Genomic DNA, 14,944 nt, shown 5'->3' on the forward strand with positions numbered 1-14,944 from the left:
CCAAGCTCAACCTGATGGCGATGAAGCTCGGCGACCAGGTCTTCTTCTACCACTCGAACGAGGGGCTCGAGGTCGTGGGCATCGTCGAGGTCATCAAGGAGCACTATATCGCGAACCCAGGCGAGCCCTGGGTCTATGTCGACTTCAAGGCGGTGAAGCCGCTGCCGAAGCCTGTGACCCTTGCTCAGGTGAAGGCAACGCCGGAACTCGCCAAGATGGCGCTGGTCACGTCCTTCCGCCTGTCCGTGCAGCCGGTGACCGACGATGAATGGGCACTGGTCTGCAAGATGGGCGGGCTCTGAAGGATTGACGAGCTCTGCGACCTCTTGCGGTCGCAGGGGTCAAGCCATAACTATACCGTCCAGACGGTATAGTTATGGAGAATGGACGTGCGTAGCAGCAAGAAGGCGGCGTTGCTCGAGGCAGCGGGCGCGATCATCGTCGGGGGCGGTATCGACGCCCTGACTTTCGACAGGCTCGCAGCCGAAACCGGCGTGAGCAAGGGCGGCATTCTCTACCATTTCCCCGACAAGGAGCGCCTGCTGATCGCTCTGGTCGAGGGCATCATCAGCCTTGTCGATCTTGCGATCGCCGAAGAACGCGCGAGCGCTGCCGAGCCCGATGGGCCGGGCCGCTGGCTGCGCGCCTATATCCGCATGGCCTTCACCGACGGAGGCGATGTCGACCGGCTGCTCGGGATCCTGCTGGCGGGATTGCCTCCGGAGTCGCCGGCGCTGGTGCCCTTGCTCAGCGCCGACCGTCGCTGGCTCGAGGCCGCCTGTTCGGATGGCCTGCCGCGCGGGCTGGCGATTGCCATCCGCCTTGCCGTCGACGGCGCCTTCGTCACCAAGCTCGACCCCGCCGATACGGCGGCTGCGCGCGAGGCGCTCCTTAAGCTGACCAAGGCCGCGCAATGACGCCTGCACGTGGTGCGGTGCCGGGGCGCGACCCGGCCGTCGATGCGATCAGGGGCATCGCCCTGTTCGGCATCCTCGTCGTCAACCTGCCCTTCTTCGCCATGCCGTTCGGCTTTGGCGGCGATTGGTGGCGCTCCGCCTTTCCCGGCGCTCTGGATCATCTTGCAGTGTTCCTGATCCAGGCCCTGTTCGAAGCGAAATTCGTTCTGATCTTCTCGTTTCTGTTCGGCTATGGCGCGGCGCGGCAGATCGCAACCAACGGCGAAGGGCGCTATCGGCGTCGCCTGCTCGCGCTCGGATTGCTCGGCGTTGCCCATGGCCTGCTGCTCTTCGCAGGCGATATCCTACTGGCTTACGCGCTTCTCGGAATGATCCTGCCGCTCGCGGCCCGCTGGTCGCTGGGACGCCTGCTCAAGGCGGCTGCCCTGATGTGGCTGCTGGCGATCCTGACCCATGCCCTGCTTGCAATCATCGGCATCATCGAGCCCGATCCGGCCACCGGTGCGGATGCAGCCGTCGTTGCGGTGCATCGTTCCGGCGATTTCCTGGCGATCGCGCGCTATCGGCTGATGGAATGGGCGATCTTCTATGGGCTGGCGCCCTTGATCACCTTGCCGCATGTCGCGKGCATGTTMTTCCTCGGCATGGCCGCCTTCCGCCATCTCGGCACCGCCTCGCTGAGCAGCCTCGCCGCACCGGGCGCGGCGTTGGCGCGCTTTCTCTGGCTGCCMGCCCTCGTCGGCAATTTCGCCTATGCCGCGGCGGCGATGGCGCCTCCCGGCCCGGCGAAACCGGCCTTTGCTGCAGCGGAACTCATCCTGCGCGGCGTCTTCCCGCCGCTGATGAGCCTCGTGATGATCGGCGCCGGCCTGAGTTTCTTCAACCGGCCGCTCGGCATGCGCATTGGCCGGATCTTTCAGGCGGATGGCCGCCTGTCCCTTTCGCTCTACATGTCCGAGTCGATCGTCTGCGTGCTGATCTTTCTCGGTTATGGCCTTGGCCTTTACGGGCGCCTCGGGCCCGCCGCCTGCATGCTCGCGGCAGCCGTCATCTACGCGTACCTGCTGGTGCTGGCGTCACTATGGTCGCGGAGTTTCAGCAAGGGGCCGTTCGAGTGGTTCGTCGAGCGCATGGCAGGGCCGCGTCGGTTGCGGCAATGACGRCCAATTTTGCGCGATAACGGGCAATCCGGCGCGTGGCGAACCGATCCGACCCTCGCCAAAAGTCTTTGAAACCAAAGTGCGAGGGCGCGTGGCTTGCCGCCGCTCTTTCGCGCTTTATGATGCGCGCAATTCGAAAGAAGCGGTCGTTATTTGCCGAGGAATCCGGCACTCATGCCATGAGCCGCGACGAAGATGGGCTGATTGCGGTCCAAGTCCGGGGAGAAGTCTTCTATGTCCGACAAGATCTATGACGTGCCGGCCGCATGGGCCAAAAAGGCGTATCTGAACGACGCCAAATACAAGAAGATGTATGCGGCCTCGATCAAGGACCCCGACAAGTTCTGGGCCGAGCACGGAAAGCGGATCGACTGGTTCAAGCCCTTCAGCAAGGTGCGGAACGTCAGCTACAAGCCGGGCAAGGTCTCGATCAAATGGTATGAAGACGGCACCACGAACGTTTCCTACAACTGCGTCGACCGGCATCTGGCGACGCGCGCCAAGCAGACGGCCATCATCTGGGAAGGCGACGATCCGTCGGAATCCAAGAAGATCCGCTACGGCCAGCTCTATACCGAGGTCTGCAAGTTCGCGAATGTGCTGAAGGCGCAGGGCGTCAAGAAGGGCGACCGCGTCACGATCTACATGCCGATGATCCCCGAGGCGACCTATGCGATGCTCGCCTGCGCGCGGCTCGGTGCGGTGCACTCGATCGTCTTCGGCGGCTTCTCTCCGGATTCGCTGGCCGGGCGCATCGCCGATGCGACCTCGGACGTGGTGATCACGGCCGATGAAGGCCTGCGCGGCGGGCGCAAGGTGCCGCTCAAGGTCAATGTCGACGCGGCGGCCGAAAAGGCCCCGGTCAAGACCGTGATCGTGGTCAAGCGGACCGGCGGCGATGTCGCGATGCAGGAGGGCCGTGACGTCTGGTATCACGAGGAGGCGGCGAAGGTCTCCGGGCATTGTCCGCCGGTCGAGATGAAGGCGGAGGACCCGCTCTTCATTCTCTACACCTCGGGTTCGACTGGTAAGCCCAAGGGCGTCCTGCACACCACCGCCGGCTATCTCGTCTATGCCTCGATGACGCATCAATACGTCTTCGACTACCATGACGGCGACATCTACTGGTGCACGGCCGATGTCGGCTGGGTCACCGGGCACAGCTATATCGTGTACGGCCCGCTGGCGAACGGCGCGACGACCCTGATGTTCGAGGGCATTCCAACCTATCCGACGATCTCGCGCTTCTGGGAGGTCGTCGACAAGCACAAGGTCAACATCTTCTACACCGCGCCGACTGCCATCCGTTCGCTGATGGGCGCCGGCGAGGAGCCTGTGAAGAAGACCAAGCGTAAGTCGCTGCGCCTGCTCGGCTCGGTCGGCGAGCCGATCAATCCGGAGGCCTGGGAGTGGTATCACCGCGTCGTCGGGGATGATCGCTGCCCGATCGTCGATACCTGGTGGCAGACCGAGACGGGCGGAATCCTGATCACGCCGCTGCCCGGTGCGACCAAGCTCAAGCCCGGCTCGGCAACAAGGCCCTTCTTCGGCGTCAAGCCGGAGATCGTCGATGCCGAAGGCAAGGTGCTGGAGGGGGCGACCGAAGGCAATCTGGTGATTGCCGAGAGCTGGCCCGGCCAGATGCGCACGGTCTATGGCGACCACAAGCGCTTCGAGGAAACCTATTTCGCCACCTACCCAAACAAGTACTTTACCGGTGACGGCTGCCGGCGCGACGCAGACGGCTATTACTGGATCACCGGCCGCGTCGACGACGTGATCAACGTGTCCGGCCACCGCATGGGCACGGCGGAGGTCGAGTCGGCACTGGTGGCGCATCCGAAGGTCTCGGAGGCCGCGGTGGTCGGCTATCCCCATGACATCAAGGGGCAGGGCATCTACGCCTATGTCACGCTGATGCAGGGAGAGGCGTCGAGCGAGGCGCTGCGCAAGGAACTGGTCGCCCATGTGCGCAAGGAGATCGGCCCGATCGCCTCGCCGGATCTGATCCAGTTCGCGCCCGGCCTGCCGAAGACGCGGTCGGGCAAGATCATGCGCCGTATCCTGCGCAAGATCGCCGAGGACGAATTCGGCGCGCTCGGCGATACGTCGACGCTGGCCGATCYCGCCGTGGTCGACGATCTGATTTCAAACCGTCAGAACAAGCGCAAGGCGGGCTGAGGCCGGCCACAGCATCGGTGCGAAGAGCGGAAAGTGGTTATCGCACCGATGCAAACACAAGAAGGTCAGATGATCTGATCGCTCCGACATCGTGCCCGACCTTGTGGCGCGCATGATGTCTCAGGATGCATTTGCGGGGAGACGGTGATGGTCGGGATTTTGCCCGACCATGGCGGCTCAGTCAGTCTTCCCTGCACTCTTGCGCTTGCTGGTGCCGGGCATCTTCCGTCCGTACAATTCGAGCCTGTGACGGACGATCTCATAGCCGAGTTCGGCAGCGATCTTGGCCTGTAGCGCCTCGATCTCCGGCGACGAGAATTCGACGACTTGACCGGTCTCGACATCGATCAGATGATCATGGTGATGCTGGTCTGCGTGCTCGTAGCGCGAGACGCCGTCCTCGAACGCGTGGCGTTCGATCGCGCCTTGAGTCTCCAGCAGCTTCATCGTCCGATAGACCGTCGACAGCGACAGGGTCGGGTCGTGCGCGAAGGCGCGCGTGAAGATGCCCTTGGCGTCGGGGTGGTCGTCGGCCTCGGCCAGCACGCGCAGAATCAGCCGGCGCTGCTGCGTCATCCGCAGTCCCGCCCGCCTGAGTTCCTCCTCGAAGAGGGCTACCCGTTTGTCGATTCCCTTCATGCCACCGGGATAGCATGTTGAGACGCATTCGCAAAAATTGAGGCTTATCGCAAATCATTTGCAATTGCGTTGACAGATGCAAGTGATTTGCATTAGCGTAAATGGATCGAGCCTGTAGCAGGAGAGATCATGCCTTCGCGTCGACGCTTCACGATTCTGGCCGCCGCCATCGCCTTCGCGGCCGGTTTTGCAGCAACGAGCCAGGGAGTGTTGGCTCAGGCGGGGCAGGCCAAGCCGTTGCGCGTCGTCACGACCTTCACGGTGATCCAGGACATCGCGCAGAACGTCGCTGGCACTGCAGCGATCGTGGAATCGATCACCAAGCCCGGTGCCGAGATCCATGACTACCAGCCGACGCCGCTCGATGTGGTGAAGGCGCAATCGGCCGATCTCGTGCTCTGGAACGGCTTGAATCTCGAGCGCTGGTTCGAGCGCTTCTTCGAGAACGTCAAGGATGTGAAGAGCGCGGTCGTGACCGAAGGCATCGTGCCGATGGGCATCAAGGAGGGCCCCTATGAGGGCAAGCCCAATCCGCATGCCTGGATGTCGACGGCGAGCGCGCTGATCTATGTCGAGAACATTCGAAAGGCGCTGGCGGCTGCGGACCCTGCGAATGCCGAGACGTATTCCAGGAACGCGAAGTCCTATTCCGAGCAGATCAGGGCGATCGACGCGCCGTTGCGTGCCCGGCTCGACAAGGTGCCGGAAGGCCGCCGCTGGCTCGTTTCCAGCGAAGGCGCCTTCAGCTATCTCACGCGCGATTTCGGCTGGCGGGAGGCCTATCTCTGGCCGATCAATGCCGATGAACAGGGCACACCGCAGCAGGTGCGTCGCCTGATCGATCTCGTGCGCAAGAACACGATTCCCGCCGTCTTCAGCGAGAGCACGATCTCCGACAAGGCTGCCAGGCAGGTCGCCCGCGAAACCGGAGCGGCCTATGGCGGCGTCCTCTATGTCGACTCGCTTTCCGCCGAGAACGGGCCGGTACCGACCTATCTGAAGCTGCTGGAGGTGACCGTCGACACGATCGCGAAGGGGTTCGGGCAGTGAACATTCATGTGACTGGCCGACCGGGCGCGCTTGGCCTGACACCCTCGATCACGGTCGAGGGCGTGACGGTGCGCTACAGCAATGGCGTGACAGCGGTGAACGATGCCTCCTTTGCCCTCGGCGCGGGCACGATCTGCGCGCTGGTCGGCATCAATGGCTCGGGCAAGTCGACCCTGTTCAAGACGCTCATGGGCTTTCTTAAGCCGGCTCAGGGCCGCGTCGCGATCGCGGGATTGGAGGTGCGGCAGGCGTTGAAGCGCGGGCTCGTCGCCTATGTGCCGCAGTCCGAGGAGGTCGACTGGAGCTTTCCGGTTCTCGTCGACGATGTCGTGATGATGGGACGCTACGGCTATATGGGCCTGATGCGCATGGCCCGGCGCGCCGACAAGGAGGCCGTCGAGGAGGCGCTCGCGCGCGTCAATATGCTGGATTTCCGACGCCGCCAGATCGGGGAACTCAGCGGTGGCCAGCGCAAGCGCGTCTTTCTCGCGCGGGCGTTGGCGCAGGGCGGGCAGGTCATCCTGCTGGACGAGCCCTTCACCGGTGTCGACGTCAAGACCGAGGATGCGATCGTCGGCCTGATGCGGGAATTGCGGTCCGAAGGGCGGCTGATGCTGGTTTCGACCCATAATCTCGGCTCGATCCCGGATTTCTGCGACCAGGTCGTGATCTTCAACAAGACCGTGCTGGCGGCCGGCCCGACCGCGACCACCTTCACGGAAGCCAATCTGCAACGGGCCTTCGGCGGCGTACTCCGGCATTTCCGGCTCGGGGGCGCGCAACTCCACGACGATGCCGACGACCGGCGCGTCACCGTCCTGACCGACGACGAACGTCCGCTCGTACTCTATGGCGAGCGCGATCACGAGGTGGTCGTCGACGCCAGCAGGGATGCGGTCCGGTGATCGACCTCCTGCTCGAACCCTTCGCCTACCAGTACATGGTCAAGGCCATCTGGGTCTCGGCGCTGGTTGGCGGCGTCTGCGCCTTCCTGTCCTGCTATCTGATGCTCAAGGGCTGGTCGCTGATGGGCGACGCGCTGGCGCATGCGATCGTGCCGGGCGTCGCGCTCGCCTATCTGCTGAAGCTGCCCTATGCCGCCGGTGCCTTCCTCTMCGGCCTGCTGGCAGCGCTCGCCATGTCCCTGGTCCGGGTGCGCACGCAATTGCGGGAAGATGCGGTGATCGGCATCGTCTTCACCACGTTCTTTGCTGTCGGGCTGCTGATCGTCTCGATCAACCCGACTTCGGTGAACGTCCAATCGATCGTGCTCGGCAACATCCTGGGTATCTCCGACGAGGACGTCGTCCAGGTCGCGATCATCGCCTTCGTCTCTCTGGTGATCCTGATAGTGCGCTGGAAGGACCTGGTGCTGGTCTTCTTCGACGAGAACCAGGCACGCAGCGTCGGGCTCTCGCCGACGCGCCTGAAGATTCTCTTCTTCGTGCTCCTCAGCGCCTGCACGGTCGCAGCCCTGCAGACGGTCGGAGCCTGCCTCGTGATCGCCATGGTGGTGACGCCGGGCGCAACCGCCTACCTGCTTACCGACCGTTTCGGTCGCCTGATCATCATCGCGGTTGCGATGGGTGTCACGACCAGCGCGATCGGCGCCTATGCCAGCTACTTTCTCGACGGTTCGACCGGCGGGCTGATCGTGGTCTTCCAGACCGTATTGTTCCTGCTCGCCTTCATCTTCGCGCCTAAGCACGGCCGTCTTGCGGCGCGCCGGGCGGCCCGGGCCCTTCCGGAGCAAGCCGCATGAGCCTGATCGAAACCTGGTTCCTTTCGCCGTTCGCGCATGAGTTCATGCAGCGGGGGCTGATCGTCGCGGTGCTGGTCGGCCTCGTCTGCGCGGTGCTTTCCTGCTTCCTCGTGCTCAAGGGCTGGTCGCTGATGGGTGATGCGGTCTCGCATGCGGTGCTGCCCGGTATCGTGCTCGCCCATATCCTGAGCTTGCCGCTGGCGATTGGCGCCTTCGCTGCCGGGCTCGGCTGCTCCGTCGGTATCGGCTACCTCAAGCAAAACAGCCGGRTSAAGGARGACACSGTGATGGGCATCGTCTTCTCCGGCATGTTTGSSCTGGGSCTGGTGCTCTTCGTCAAGGTCGATAGCGACCAGCACCTGATGCACATCCTGTTCGGCAACATGCTCGGCGTGCGTTGGGCCGATATCGGGGAGACGGCGCTGATCGCGGTGCCGACCATCGCGATCATGCTGGCGAAGCGGCGCGATTTTCTGCTTGTCTCCTTCGATCCGGCTCATGCGCGTGCCATTGGCCTGCCGGTCGCAGCGCTGCATTTCGGCTTGCTGATACTGCTGGCGCTGACGATCGTCGCGGCACTCAAGGCAGTCGGTATCATCCTGGTCGTTGCGATGCTGATCGCGCCGGGGGCCATCGGCTATCTGATGACGCGCCAGTTCGACCGAATGCTCATCGTGGCGGCCGGCGTCGCGACCGTCTCAAGCGTGCTCGGCACGATCCTGAGCTTTCATCTCGATGCCGCGACCGGCCCATGCATTGTCGTGGTCCAGGCCGGCTTCTTCCTCGCGGCGCTTGCCCTCAATCTCTGGCGCGCCTCGCGACGCGCCAGTCTCAGCGTCAGCGCGTCATGGGTGCAATGACGCTCACGCGGCCCTGGTCTGGTTTCTCGCCAGGCCCGGAACGATGCCGGAGAGGATCTCGTAGGAGCGCTTGCGAGCGCTGTGATCGTGGATCGGTGCGGTGACCATCACCTCGTCGGCCCCTGTCGCGTCGAGGAACGCATCGAGCTGGCGCTTCAGGCTTTCCGGCGAGCCGACGAAGGCGTAGCGCAGCATCTGCGAGACATGCGCTTTCTCGGCCGGGGACCAGTAGCTTTCGATATCGTCGATCGGTGGCTGCAGCTTGCCGCGCGTGCCGCGAATCATGTCGATGAAGCGCTGCTGGACTGAGGTGAAGAGATAGCGAGCCTCCTCATCCGTATCGGCGGCAATGACGTTGATGCCCGGCATCGCATAGGGCCGATCCAACTGCTCTGACGGCTTGAAGCGCTCGCGGTAGATCGCAAGCGCCTGAATCAGTGCGTCCGGTGCGAAATGCGAGGCGAAGGCGTAGGGCAGGCCGAGTTCTGCAGCGAGCTGCGCGCCAAACAGGCTGGAACCCAGGATCCAGAGCGGCACCTCGGTGCCTCCCCCTGGCACGGCCTGCACCACCTGCCCGGGCTGCACGGGCGCGAGGAAAGCCTGCACCTCGAGCACATCCTGAGGAAAGCTGTCCGAGGCCATCGGGTCGCGTCGCAGGGCCCGGACCGTGCGCTGGTCGGTGCCCGGAGCGCGGCCGAGGCCGAGATCGATTCKGCCCGGATAGAGCGATTCCAGCGTTCCGAACTGCTCGGCAATGACGAGAGGCGCGTGGTTGGGCAGCATGATGCCGCCGGCACCAAGGCGGATGGTCTTGGTTCCAGCCGCAAGATAGCCGATCACCACCGCCGTTGCGGCGCTGGCGATGCCGACCATGTTGTGATGCTCGGCGACCCAGTAGCGGCGATAGCCGAGCGCCTCGGCGTGGCGAGCAAGGTCGAGCGAATTGCGCAGAGCGTCGCCGGGCTCCTGCCCCTCGATCACCGGGGAGAGGTCGAGGACCGAGAAATCAACCATGCAGCGCTCCTGCGTATCGACGCCCGGCTCATCATGCCGCGCCCGTGGCAGATGGGAGTGCTGCCGGCTTGCGTCCAGCCCCTTCGCGATCTGGCATGGCGCCAATGCAGAAGCGTTCTGGCGAGACGATCCATCCGCGACGCGGCACACTGGACGGCGGCTCGAAACGGCTCCAGAAGGGCGCAATCGATGCGGCGGAGTGAGATATGAAGCAGGAGATCAAGAAAATCTCGGCAGAGCTCCTGATCCGCAATGGCTACCAGGGCTTCCGCTTCCGGGATGTCGCAGACGTCCTCAACACGACGCGCGCGAACATCCACTACTACTACGGCAACAAGCTCAACCTCGCCGAGGAGGTGATTGTCGACTACGTCGAGCAGACGCTGGCCAACTGGGAGGCGAACTGGCGCAGCGACAAGAGCTTTGAAGAGAAGATCCATGGCATGATGGAGTCGAACCGTCAGCGCTATCTCCGCTACAATCCAACGGCCACGACCGCCAATCCCTGGAGCCTGATCGGCCGGATGCGGCTGGAGCAGGATGTGATCGGCCCAAAAGCGCGCGAGGCGCTGGCTCAGTTCGGTGCGACGCTCGAGAATCTCGTGGTCGCCGGAATTGATCAGGCCGTGGCACGGGGCGAGCTTTCCAACGACATCCCGCGCGGCGATATCGCGCTGCAACTGGTCGCCATCGCCAATAGCGCCGGGCCGATCACGCAGGATGGCGGGAATTTCGATCGGCTCGAGCAACTCTATCGCTCATTCAGCCGTATCGTGCACCATGCCTATGGTCACAGGCGGGCCTAGCGCCCGGCTCAGGGAACGCTGAGGCGGGATTCGCGTTTCGTTTCATGTCGCGACGTGTATCGCGACAATCAGTGATCCGAAGCGGGGGATGTCATGGCGAGCGCGGTCAAGAAGGCCAATCCGGCCACGCAAAGCCTGCGCAAGGAGCAGGCGGAGCAAAGGAAGGCGCAACGCGGGAAGGGCAAGGACGCCGAACTGAACGATGCTCTTCGGGCGACCTTTCCGGCCAGCGATCCTGTTGCCTTGGAAAGCCCGACGAGAACAGGAGCGGCGAAGCGGACGTGATCCGGTGGCTCAAGCTTCGACTATCGTTTGCATACATATTTCCTGGTTATTTGGGGCTGTCTTCGAATGCCTTAGCTGAAGGGGCCTGCATCCGCATGATTTTGCATGCAAGATGCGAGGGGCGTTGACGCCCCGCCGGGGTGCACCCATAGTCGGCGCCCTTGTCGCCAACGCCTGCCGAGCCATGCCCCGCCCGACGCCTTCCTCCGCCCTTGCGAAACTGCGTGTTCTCGATCTGTCACGTGTGCGGGCCGGGCCGACCTGCGCACGCGTCTTTGCGGATTTCGGTGCCGACGTGATCAAGGTCGAAAGCCCGCCGGGGCTCGATCCGAACGAGAACATGAGCGGCGCGCGGCATGGCTATGACATGCAGAACCTGCACCGCAACAAGCGCTCGCTGACGCTGAATCTGAAGACTGCCGAGGGCAAAGCGATCCTGCTCAAGCTGATCGAGAGTGCCGATCTGCTGATCGAGAATTTCCGCCCGGACGTGAAGGACAGGCTCGGGCTCGATTTCGAAACGCTGCACAAGCTCAATCCGCGCCTGATCCTGGTCTCGGTCTCCGGATTCGGCCAGAGCGGTCCCTACCGGACCCGTGCCGGCTTTGACCAGATCGCCCAGGGGATGGGTGGAATGATGTCGGTCACCGGCCTGCCGGGGCAGGGGCCGGTGCGCGCCGGAATTGCCGTCGCAGACTCGGCTGCGGGCCTCTATGGCGCGCTTGGGGCGCTGGTGGCGATCACCGAGCGCGAGACGTCGGGGCTCGGCCAATGGGTCCAGACCTCCCTGCTCGAAGCCCAGATCGCGATGATGGATTTTCAGGCTGCGCGCTTCCTGGTCGAGGGAACGGTGCCGCCGCAGGCCGGGAACGATCACCCCTATTCGACGCCGATGGGCGTCTACGCGACGAAGAACGGCCATATCAATATCGGCGTCGGCGCCGAGGGCCATTGGCGCTGCTTCTGCAAGGCGATCGGTCATCCCCAACTCGGCGACAACCCGGTCTATGACAGCATGGAAAAGCGTTACGACAAGCGCCCGGAACTGCGGGTCATCATCGAGAGCATCCTGACCCAGAGGGATTCGGCGCATTGGCTTGCGGCCTTCGAGGACCATGCCGTTCCGGCCGGACCGATCTATGCCGTCGACGAGATGTTCGACGACCCGCAGGTGCAGCATCTCGGCATCGCACAGCCGGTCAGCCATCCGATCCTTGGGGATTTCAGGGTGGTGGGCGAGCCGGTCGGCCTGTCGCGGACACCCGCCGGCGTCGTCTCGCCGACGCCGGAGGCAGGGGAGCACAATGCCGAGATCCTGGCCGAACTCGGCTATGGCTCAGGAGCGGTCGCGCGGTTGCGCGAGGCCGGGGCGATCTGAAGGAGCAGCGGGCTGATGAACGACGAGATTCTTTACGATTTGAAGGACGGGGTCGGCACCATCACCCTCAACCGTCCGCAGGCCCGCAACGCGCTGACCTTCGGGATGTATGACCGCATCGCCGCGATCTGCGGCGACATCGAGGGCCATGGTTCACCCAAGGTGCTGGTCCTGACCGGGGCAGGTGACAAAGCCTTCGCTGCAGGCACCGACATCTCGCAGTTTCGTGCGTTCAACAAGCCAGAGGACGCCCTCAACTACGAGACGCGGATCGAGGAGATCATCACCACGATCGAGAGCTGTCCGATTCCGACAATCGCGGCGATCTCGGGCGCCGTGACCGGCGGTGGAGCCGCCATCGCCTGTGCCTGCGATCTCAGGGTCGCGACGCAGTCGGCCCGCTTCGGCTTCCCGATCGCGCGCACGCTCGGCAACTGCCTGTCGATGAACAACCTCGCCCGGCTCGCCTCGCTGCTTGGGCCCGCGCGGGTCAAGGACATGGTCTTCACGGCTCGGTTGATCGAGGCGGAGGAAGGCCACCGCGCCGGCCTCTACGGCGAGCTGGTGGCCGATCATGCGGCTCTGCTCGCGCGGGTCGGAGAGTTGGCGCAGACCATCGCGGGTCATGCGCCGCTGACGATGCGCGCCACCAAGGAAGGCTTGCGCCGGATCGCCGCTGCACGCGGCCATGCCGACGACGAGGACCTCGTCCTGATGTGCTACATGAGCGCTGACTTCCGCGAGGGCATGGAAGCCTTCCTGGCCAAGCGCGCGCCCAACTGGCAGGGGCGATAGAGCTGCCCGTCAGGGCGTCTCATGCTCGTCATCGCCCTGCCGCGTTGGCGTCTCGGCCGCATGCTCCCCGCCCGGGTTGGCGGCGGCGAGGATGGCGGCGAGGCTATTGGCAAAATGGATCTGGATGAGCCGCGCCAGGCCCTCGCCATCGCGGGCGACAAGGGCGGCGAGCATGGCATCGTGCTCCTGCATCGCCGCCTTCCAGCGCGTGGGCTGAAGGTTCGGAAGGTATTTCGCGCGCTCGATGCGTGCGGACAATCCCTCCCAGGCTTCGAGCAGGGCCGCGTTGCGCGCCGCCTCGACAAGTGCCCGATGAATCTGCTGGTTGAGCGCGAAATACTCCAGCTGCTCGGCGCGCGCCTGGTGCCGCATCATCCGGTAATGCAGCATGCCGATCTCGGCGACGGTCTCGTCCGAGATGTTCTTGCAGGCGAGCCGCGCCGCCAGGGCTTCCAGGGTGCTGACGACTTCGTAGAGGCCCAGGATATCGTCGAGGGTCAGCGAAGCGACTTCGGCGCCGCGATTCTGCGTCAGTCTCACCAATCCCTGTGCTGCCAATGTGCGCAGGGCCTCCCGCAGGGGCGTGCGCGAGACGCCGAGCTGTTCGCAGATCTCCTGCTCCCGCAGCTTCTGTCCCGCCGGCAATTCGCCGGTGATGATCATCCGGCGCAGCGTCGCGACCGTCGCGCCATGCAGTCGCCCCTTGCGACCAGGCTGAGGGCTGCCGGTCTCGGGAACAGGCGTCGGCGTCGTGGTCATGAGGCCTCGGGTCACGGGCGGAACCTCGCCCTCCGTCCCAGCACGTCTCGCAGGGCCCCTGATCTGTAGGCAAGGCAGCGGCCCCGAACAAGCGGGGCCGCAAGGGCGGGCAGGTTCCTGTCCTGCTCGCAGGATGCTCGGCGGCGTTCAGCCGTAAAGATATTTCGGCAGCCAGAGCGCGATGCCGGGGAAGACATAGACCAGCACCATCGCGAACAGCACGATCAGCAGATAGGGCATCACGCCGGAGAAGATCTGGTTGATGGTCACATGCGGTGGCGCGATGCCCTTCAGATAGAAGGGTGCCATGGCAACAGGCGGGGAGAGGAACGAGGTCTGGATATTCAGCGCGATCAGGATGCCGAAGAACAGTGGGTCGATATTGAAGAACTGCAGCAGAGGCAGGAAGATCGGCACGAAGATCACGATGATCTCGGTCCATTCCAGCGGCCAGCCGAGCACGAAGATGATCAGCTGCGCGACGATCAGGAACATGGTCGGCGACAGGTTCAACGCCGTGACCAGATCCTTGATCGGTTCGTGCCCGCCGAGAATCGCGAAGATCGACGAGAAGATATAGGAGCCGACGAAGAGCCAGCAAACCATCGCCGAGGTGCGCGCCGTCAGGATGACCGATTCCCTGACCTTGCCGAACGAGAGCGAGYGATAGGCTGCGGCCAGAATCAGGCTGCCGAGCGAGCCGATCGCGGCCGCTTCGGTCGGCGTCGCGAGCCCGAAGAAGATCGCACCGAGCACGGACATGATCAGGATGGTCAGCGGGAAGAAGCTGGTCATCAGCGCCCAGAGGACCTTGCTCCAGGGAACGTCCGTCTGTTCCTTCGGCAGTTTCGGCGCCAGCGCCGGGTTAAGGGTGCAGCGAACGATGACATAGACCATGTAGAGGCCGGCCAGCAGCAGCCCGGGGAAGAGCGCGCCCGCATAGAGCTTGGGGACCGAGACACCCGCGGTCGCGCCATAGAGGATCAGCATGACGCTCGGCGGGATCAGGATGCCGAGGCAGCCGCCGGCGCAGACGACGCCGGCCGAGAGCTTCACGTCGTAGCCGGCACGCAGCATGGCGGGAAAGGCGAGCAGCCCCATCAGCGTCACCACCGCCCCGACGATGCCGGTTGCGGTCGCGAAGATCGCGCAGGTCGCGAGCGTCGCGATGGCCAGCGAGCCGGGAACATTGCCGAGCGCGATCTGGATCGAGTGGAACAGCCTGTCGAGGATGTTCGCCCGCTCGATGATGTAGCCCATGAAGATGAAGAGCGGGATCGAGACCAGCACGTCGCTGGCCATGACCGAATAGGCTCGCTGCACGACCAGCGCGAATAC

16 protein-coding genes are annotated in these 14,944 nt (G+C 64.1%); 12 read left to right on the forward strand and 4 right to left on the reverse strand.

The window, feature by feature from the left end:
* The 4 genes from AC1DJT_RS23235 to acs form a co-directional block, all read left to right on the forward strand.
* Positions 1-302: EVE domain-containing protein (locus tag AC1DJT_RS23235; RefSeq protein WP_476834950.1), on the forward strand; the 302-nt coding region annotated here is incomplete at its 5' end.
* An 87-nt stretch (positions 303-389) separates the two neighbouring features.
* Entirely contained in the window at positions 390-917 is a 528-nt protein-coding gene (locus tag AC1DJT_RS23240; RefSeq protein WP_441505634.1) for a TetR/AcrR family transcriptional regulator, read from the forward strand.
* The gene (locus AC1DJT_RS23245; protein ID WP_476834951.1) at positions 914-2,077 is read left to right on the forward strand and encodes a DUF418 domain-containing protein; all 1,164 of its coding nucleotides are present in this window, start codon (positions 914-916) and stop codon (positions 2,075-2,077) included. The genes AC1DJT_RS23240 and AC1DJT_RS23245 overlap by 4 nt, the downstream gene beginning before the upstream one ends.
* Positions 2,078-2,311: 234 nt before the next feature.
* Positions 2,312-4,258: an acetate--CoA ligase gene (acs, locus tag AC1DJT_RS23250; protein ID WP_476834952.1), complete on the forward strand. Its 1,947-nt coding sequence runs from the start codon at positions 2,312-2,314 to the stop codon at positions 4,256-4,258.
* A 177-nt stretch (positions 4,259-4,435) separates the two neighbouring features.
* On the opposite strand, the gene AC1DJT_RS23255 is transcribed toward acs, so the two are convergent.
* Entirely contained in the window at positions 4,436-4,897 is a 462-nt protein-coding gene (locus tag AC1DJT_RS23255; RefSeq protein WP_176733307.1) for a Fur family transcriptional regulator, read from the reverse strand.
* A gap of 129 nt (positions 4,898-5,026) precedes the next feature.
* Here AC1DJT_RS23255 and AC1DJT_RS23260 point away from each other — a divergent pair, with 129 nt between their 5' ends.
* Genes AC1DJT_RS23260 through AC1DJT_RS23275 form a run of 4 tightly spaced genes read left to right on the forward strand, consistent with a single transcriptional unit; the run spans position 5,027 to position 8,569 of the window.
* The gene (locus tag AC1DJT_RS23260; protein ID WP_441505632.1) at positions 5,027-5,947 is read left to right on the forward strand and encodes a metal ABC transporter substrate-binding protein; all 921 of its coding nucleotides are present in this window, start codon (positions 5,027-5,029) and stop codon (positions 5,945-5,947) included.
* Positions 5,944-6,852 (forward strand): manganese/iron ABC transporter ATP-binding protein, encoded by a 909-nt coding sequence (locus tag AC1DJT_RS23265; RefSeq protein WP_441505631.1) that lies wholly within the window; start codon positions 5,944-5,946, stop codon positions 6,850-6,852. The genes AC1DJT_RS23260 and AC1DJT_RS23265 overlap by 4 nt, the downstream gene beginning before the upstream one ends.
* The gene (locus AC1DJT_RS23270) at positions 6,849-7,709 is read left to right on the forward strand and encodes a metal ABC transporter permease (RefSeq protein ID WP_476834953.1); all 861 of its coding nucleotides are present in this window, start codon (positions 6,849-6,851) and stop codon (positions 7,707-7,709) included. The genes AC1DJT_RS23265 and AC1DJT_RS23270 overlap by 4 nt, the downstream gene beginning before the upstream one ends.
* Positions 7,706-8,569, forward strand: coding sequence for a metal ABC transporter permease (locus AC1DJT_RS23275; protein ID WP_476834954.1), 864 nt, complete (start codon positions 7,706-7,708; stop codon positions 8,567-8,569). The genes AC1DJT_RS23270 and AC1DJT_RS23275 overlap by 4 nt, the downstream gene beginning before the upstream one ends.
* Positions 8,570-8,572: 3 nt before the next feature.
* On the opposite strand, the gene AC1DJT_RS23280 is transcribed toward AC1DJT_RS23275, so the two are convergent.
* Entirely contained in the window at positions 8,573-9,583 is a 1,011-nt protein-coding gene (locus AC1DJT_RS23280; protein WP_441505628.1) for an LLM class flavin-dependent oxidoreductase, read from the reverse strand.
* A 206-nt stretch (positions 9,584-9,789) separates the two neighbouring features.
* Between AC1DJT_RS23280 and AC1DJT_RS23285 the strand changes: the two genes are divergently transcribed.
* The 4 genes from AC1DJT_RS23285 to AC1DJT_RS23300 all read left to right on the forward strand — a co-directional run bounded on the left by AC1DJT_RS23285 (position 9,790) and on the right by AC1DJT_RS23300 (position 12,847).
* A complete protein-coding gene (locus AC1DJT_RS23285) occupies positions 9,790-10,389 on the forward strand; it encodes a TetR/AcrR family transcriptional regulator (protein WP_441505627.1) in 600 nt (199 codons plus the stop codon).
* Between the two features lie 93 nt (positions 10,390-10,482).
* Positions 10,483-10,674, forward strand: coding sequence for a hypothetical protein (locus AC1DJT_RS23290; RefSeq protein ID WP_441492216.1), 192 nt, complete (start codon positions 10,483-10,485; stop codon positions 10,672-10,674).
* Positions 10,675-10,858: 184 nt separating this feature from the next.
* Positions 10,859-12,052, forward strand: a complete 1,194-nt coding sequence (locus tag AC1DJT_RS23295) for a CaiB/BaiF CoA transferase family protein (protein ID WP_441505626.1) — start codon at positions 10,859-10,861, stop codon at positions 12,050-12,052.
* A 15-nt stretch (positions 12,053-12,067) separates the two neighbouring features.
* A complete protein-coding gene (locus tag AC1DJT_RS23300; protein WP_441492184.1) occupies positions 12,068-12,847 on the forward strand; it encodes an enoyl-CoA hydratase/isomerase family protein in 780 nt (259 codons plus the stop codon).
* Positions 12,848-12,856: 9 nt separating this feature from the next.
* Here AC1DJT_RS23300 and AC1DJT_RS23305 read toward each other — a convergent pair whose 3' ends face one another.
* Complete coding sequence (locus tag AC1DJT_RS23305; protein ID WP_441492183.1) at positions 12,857-13,606, reverse strand: GntR family transcriptional regulator; 750 nt, start codon at positions 13,604-13,606, stop codon at positions 12,857-12,859.
* Between the two features lie 147 nt (positions 13,607-13,753).
* The coding region (locus tag AC1DJT_RS23310; protein WP_476834955.1) for a TRAP transporter large permease at positions 13,754-14,944 on the reverse strand (1,191 nt) is incomplete at its 5' end.

The organism is Allobosea sp. 05T422_2 (assembly GCF_056396265.1).

Bases quoted from the DNA above. Each gene is read 5' to 3' on its own strand.
- AC1DJT_RS23305 (WP_441492183.1), bottom strand. From the start codon at position 13,606: ATGACCACGACGCCGACGCCTGTTCCCGAGACCGGCAGCCCTCAGCCT.
- AC1DJT_RS23300 (WP_441492184.1), top strand. From the start codon at position 12,068: ATGAACGACGAGATTCTTTACGATTTGAAGGACGGGGTCGGCACCATC.
- AC1DJT_RS23295 (WP_441505626.1), top strand. From the start codon at position 10,859: ATGCCCCGCCCGACGCCTTCCTCCGCCCTTGCGAAACTGCGTGTTCTC.
- AC1DJT_RS23290 (WP_441492216.1), top strand. From the start codon at position 10,483: ATGGCGAGCGCGGTCAAGAAGGCCAATCCGGCCACGCAAAGCCTGCGC.
- AC1DJT_RS23255 (WP_176733307.1), bottom strand. From the start codon at position 4,897: ATGAAGGGAATCGACAAACGGGTAGCCCTCTTCGAGGAGGAACTCAGG.
- AC1DJT_RS23285 (WP_441505627.1), top strand. From the start codon at position 9,790: ATGAAGCAGGAGATCAAGAAAATCTCGGCAGAGCTCCTGATCCGCAAT.
- AC1DJT_RS23260 (WP_441505632.1), top strand. From the start codon at position 5,027: ATGCCTTCGCGTCGACGCTTCACGATTCTGGCCGCCGCCATCGCCTTC.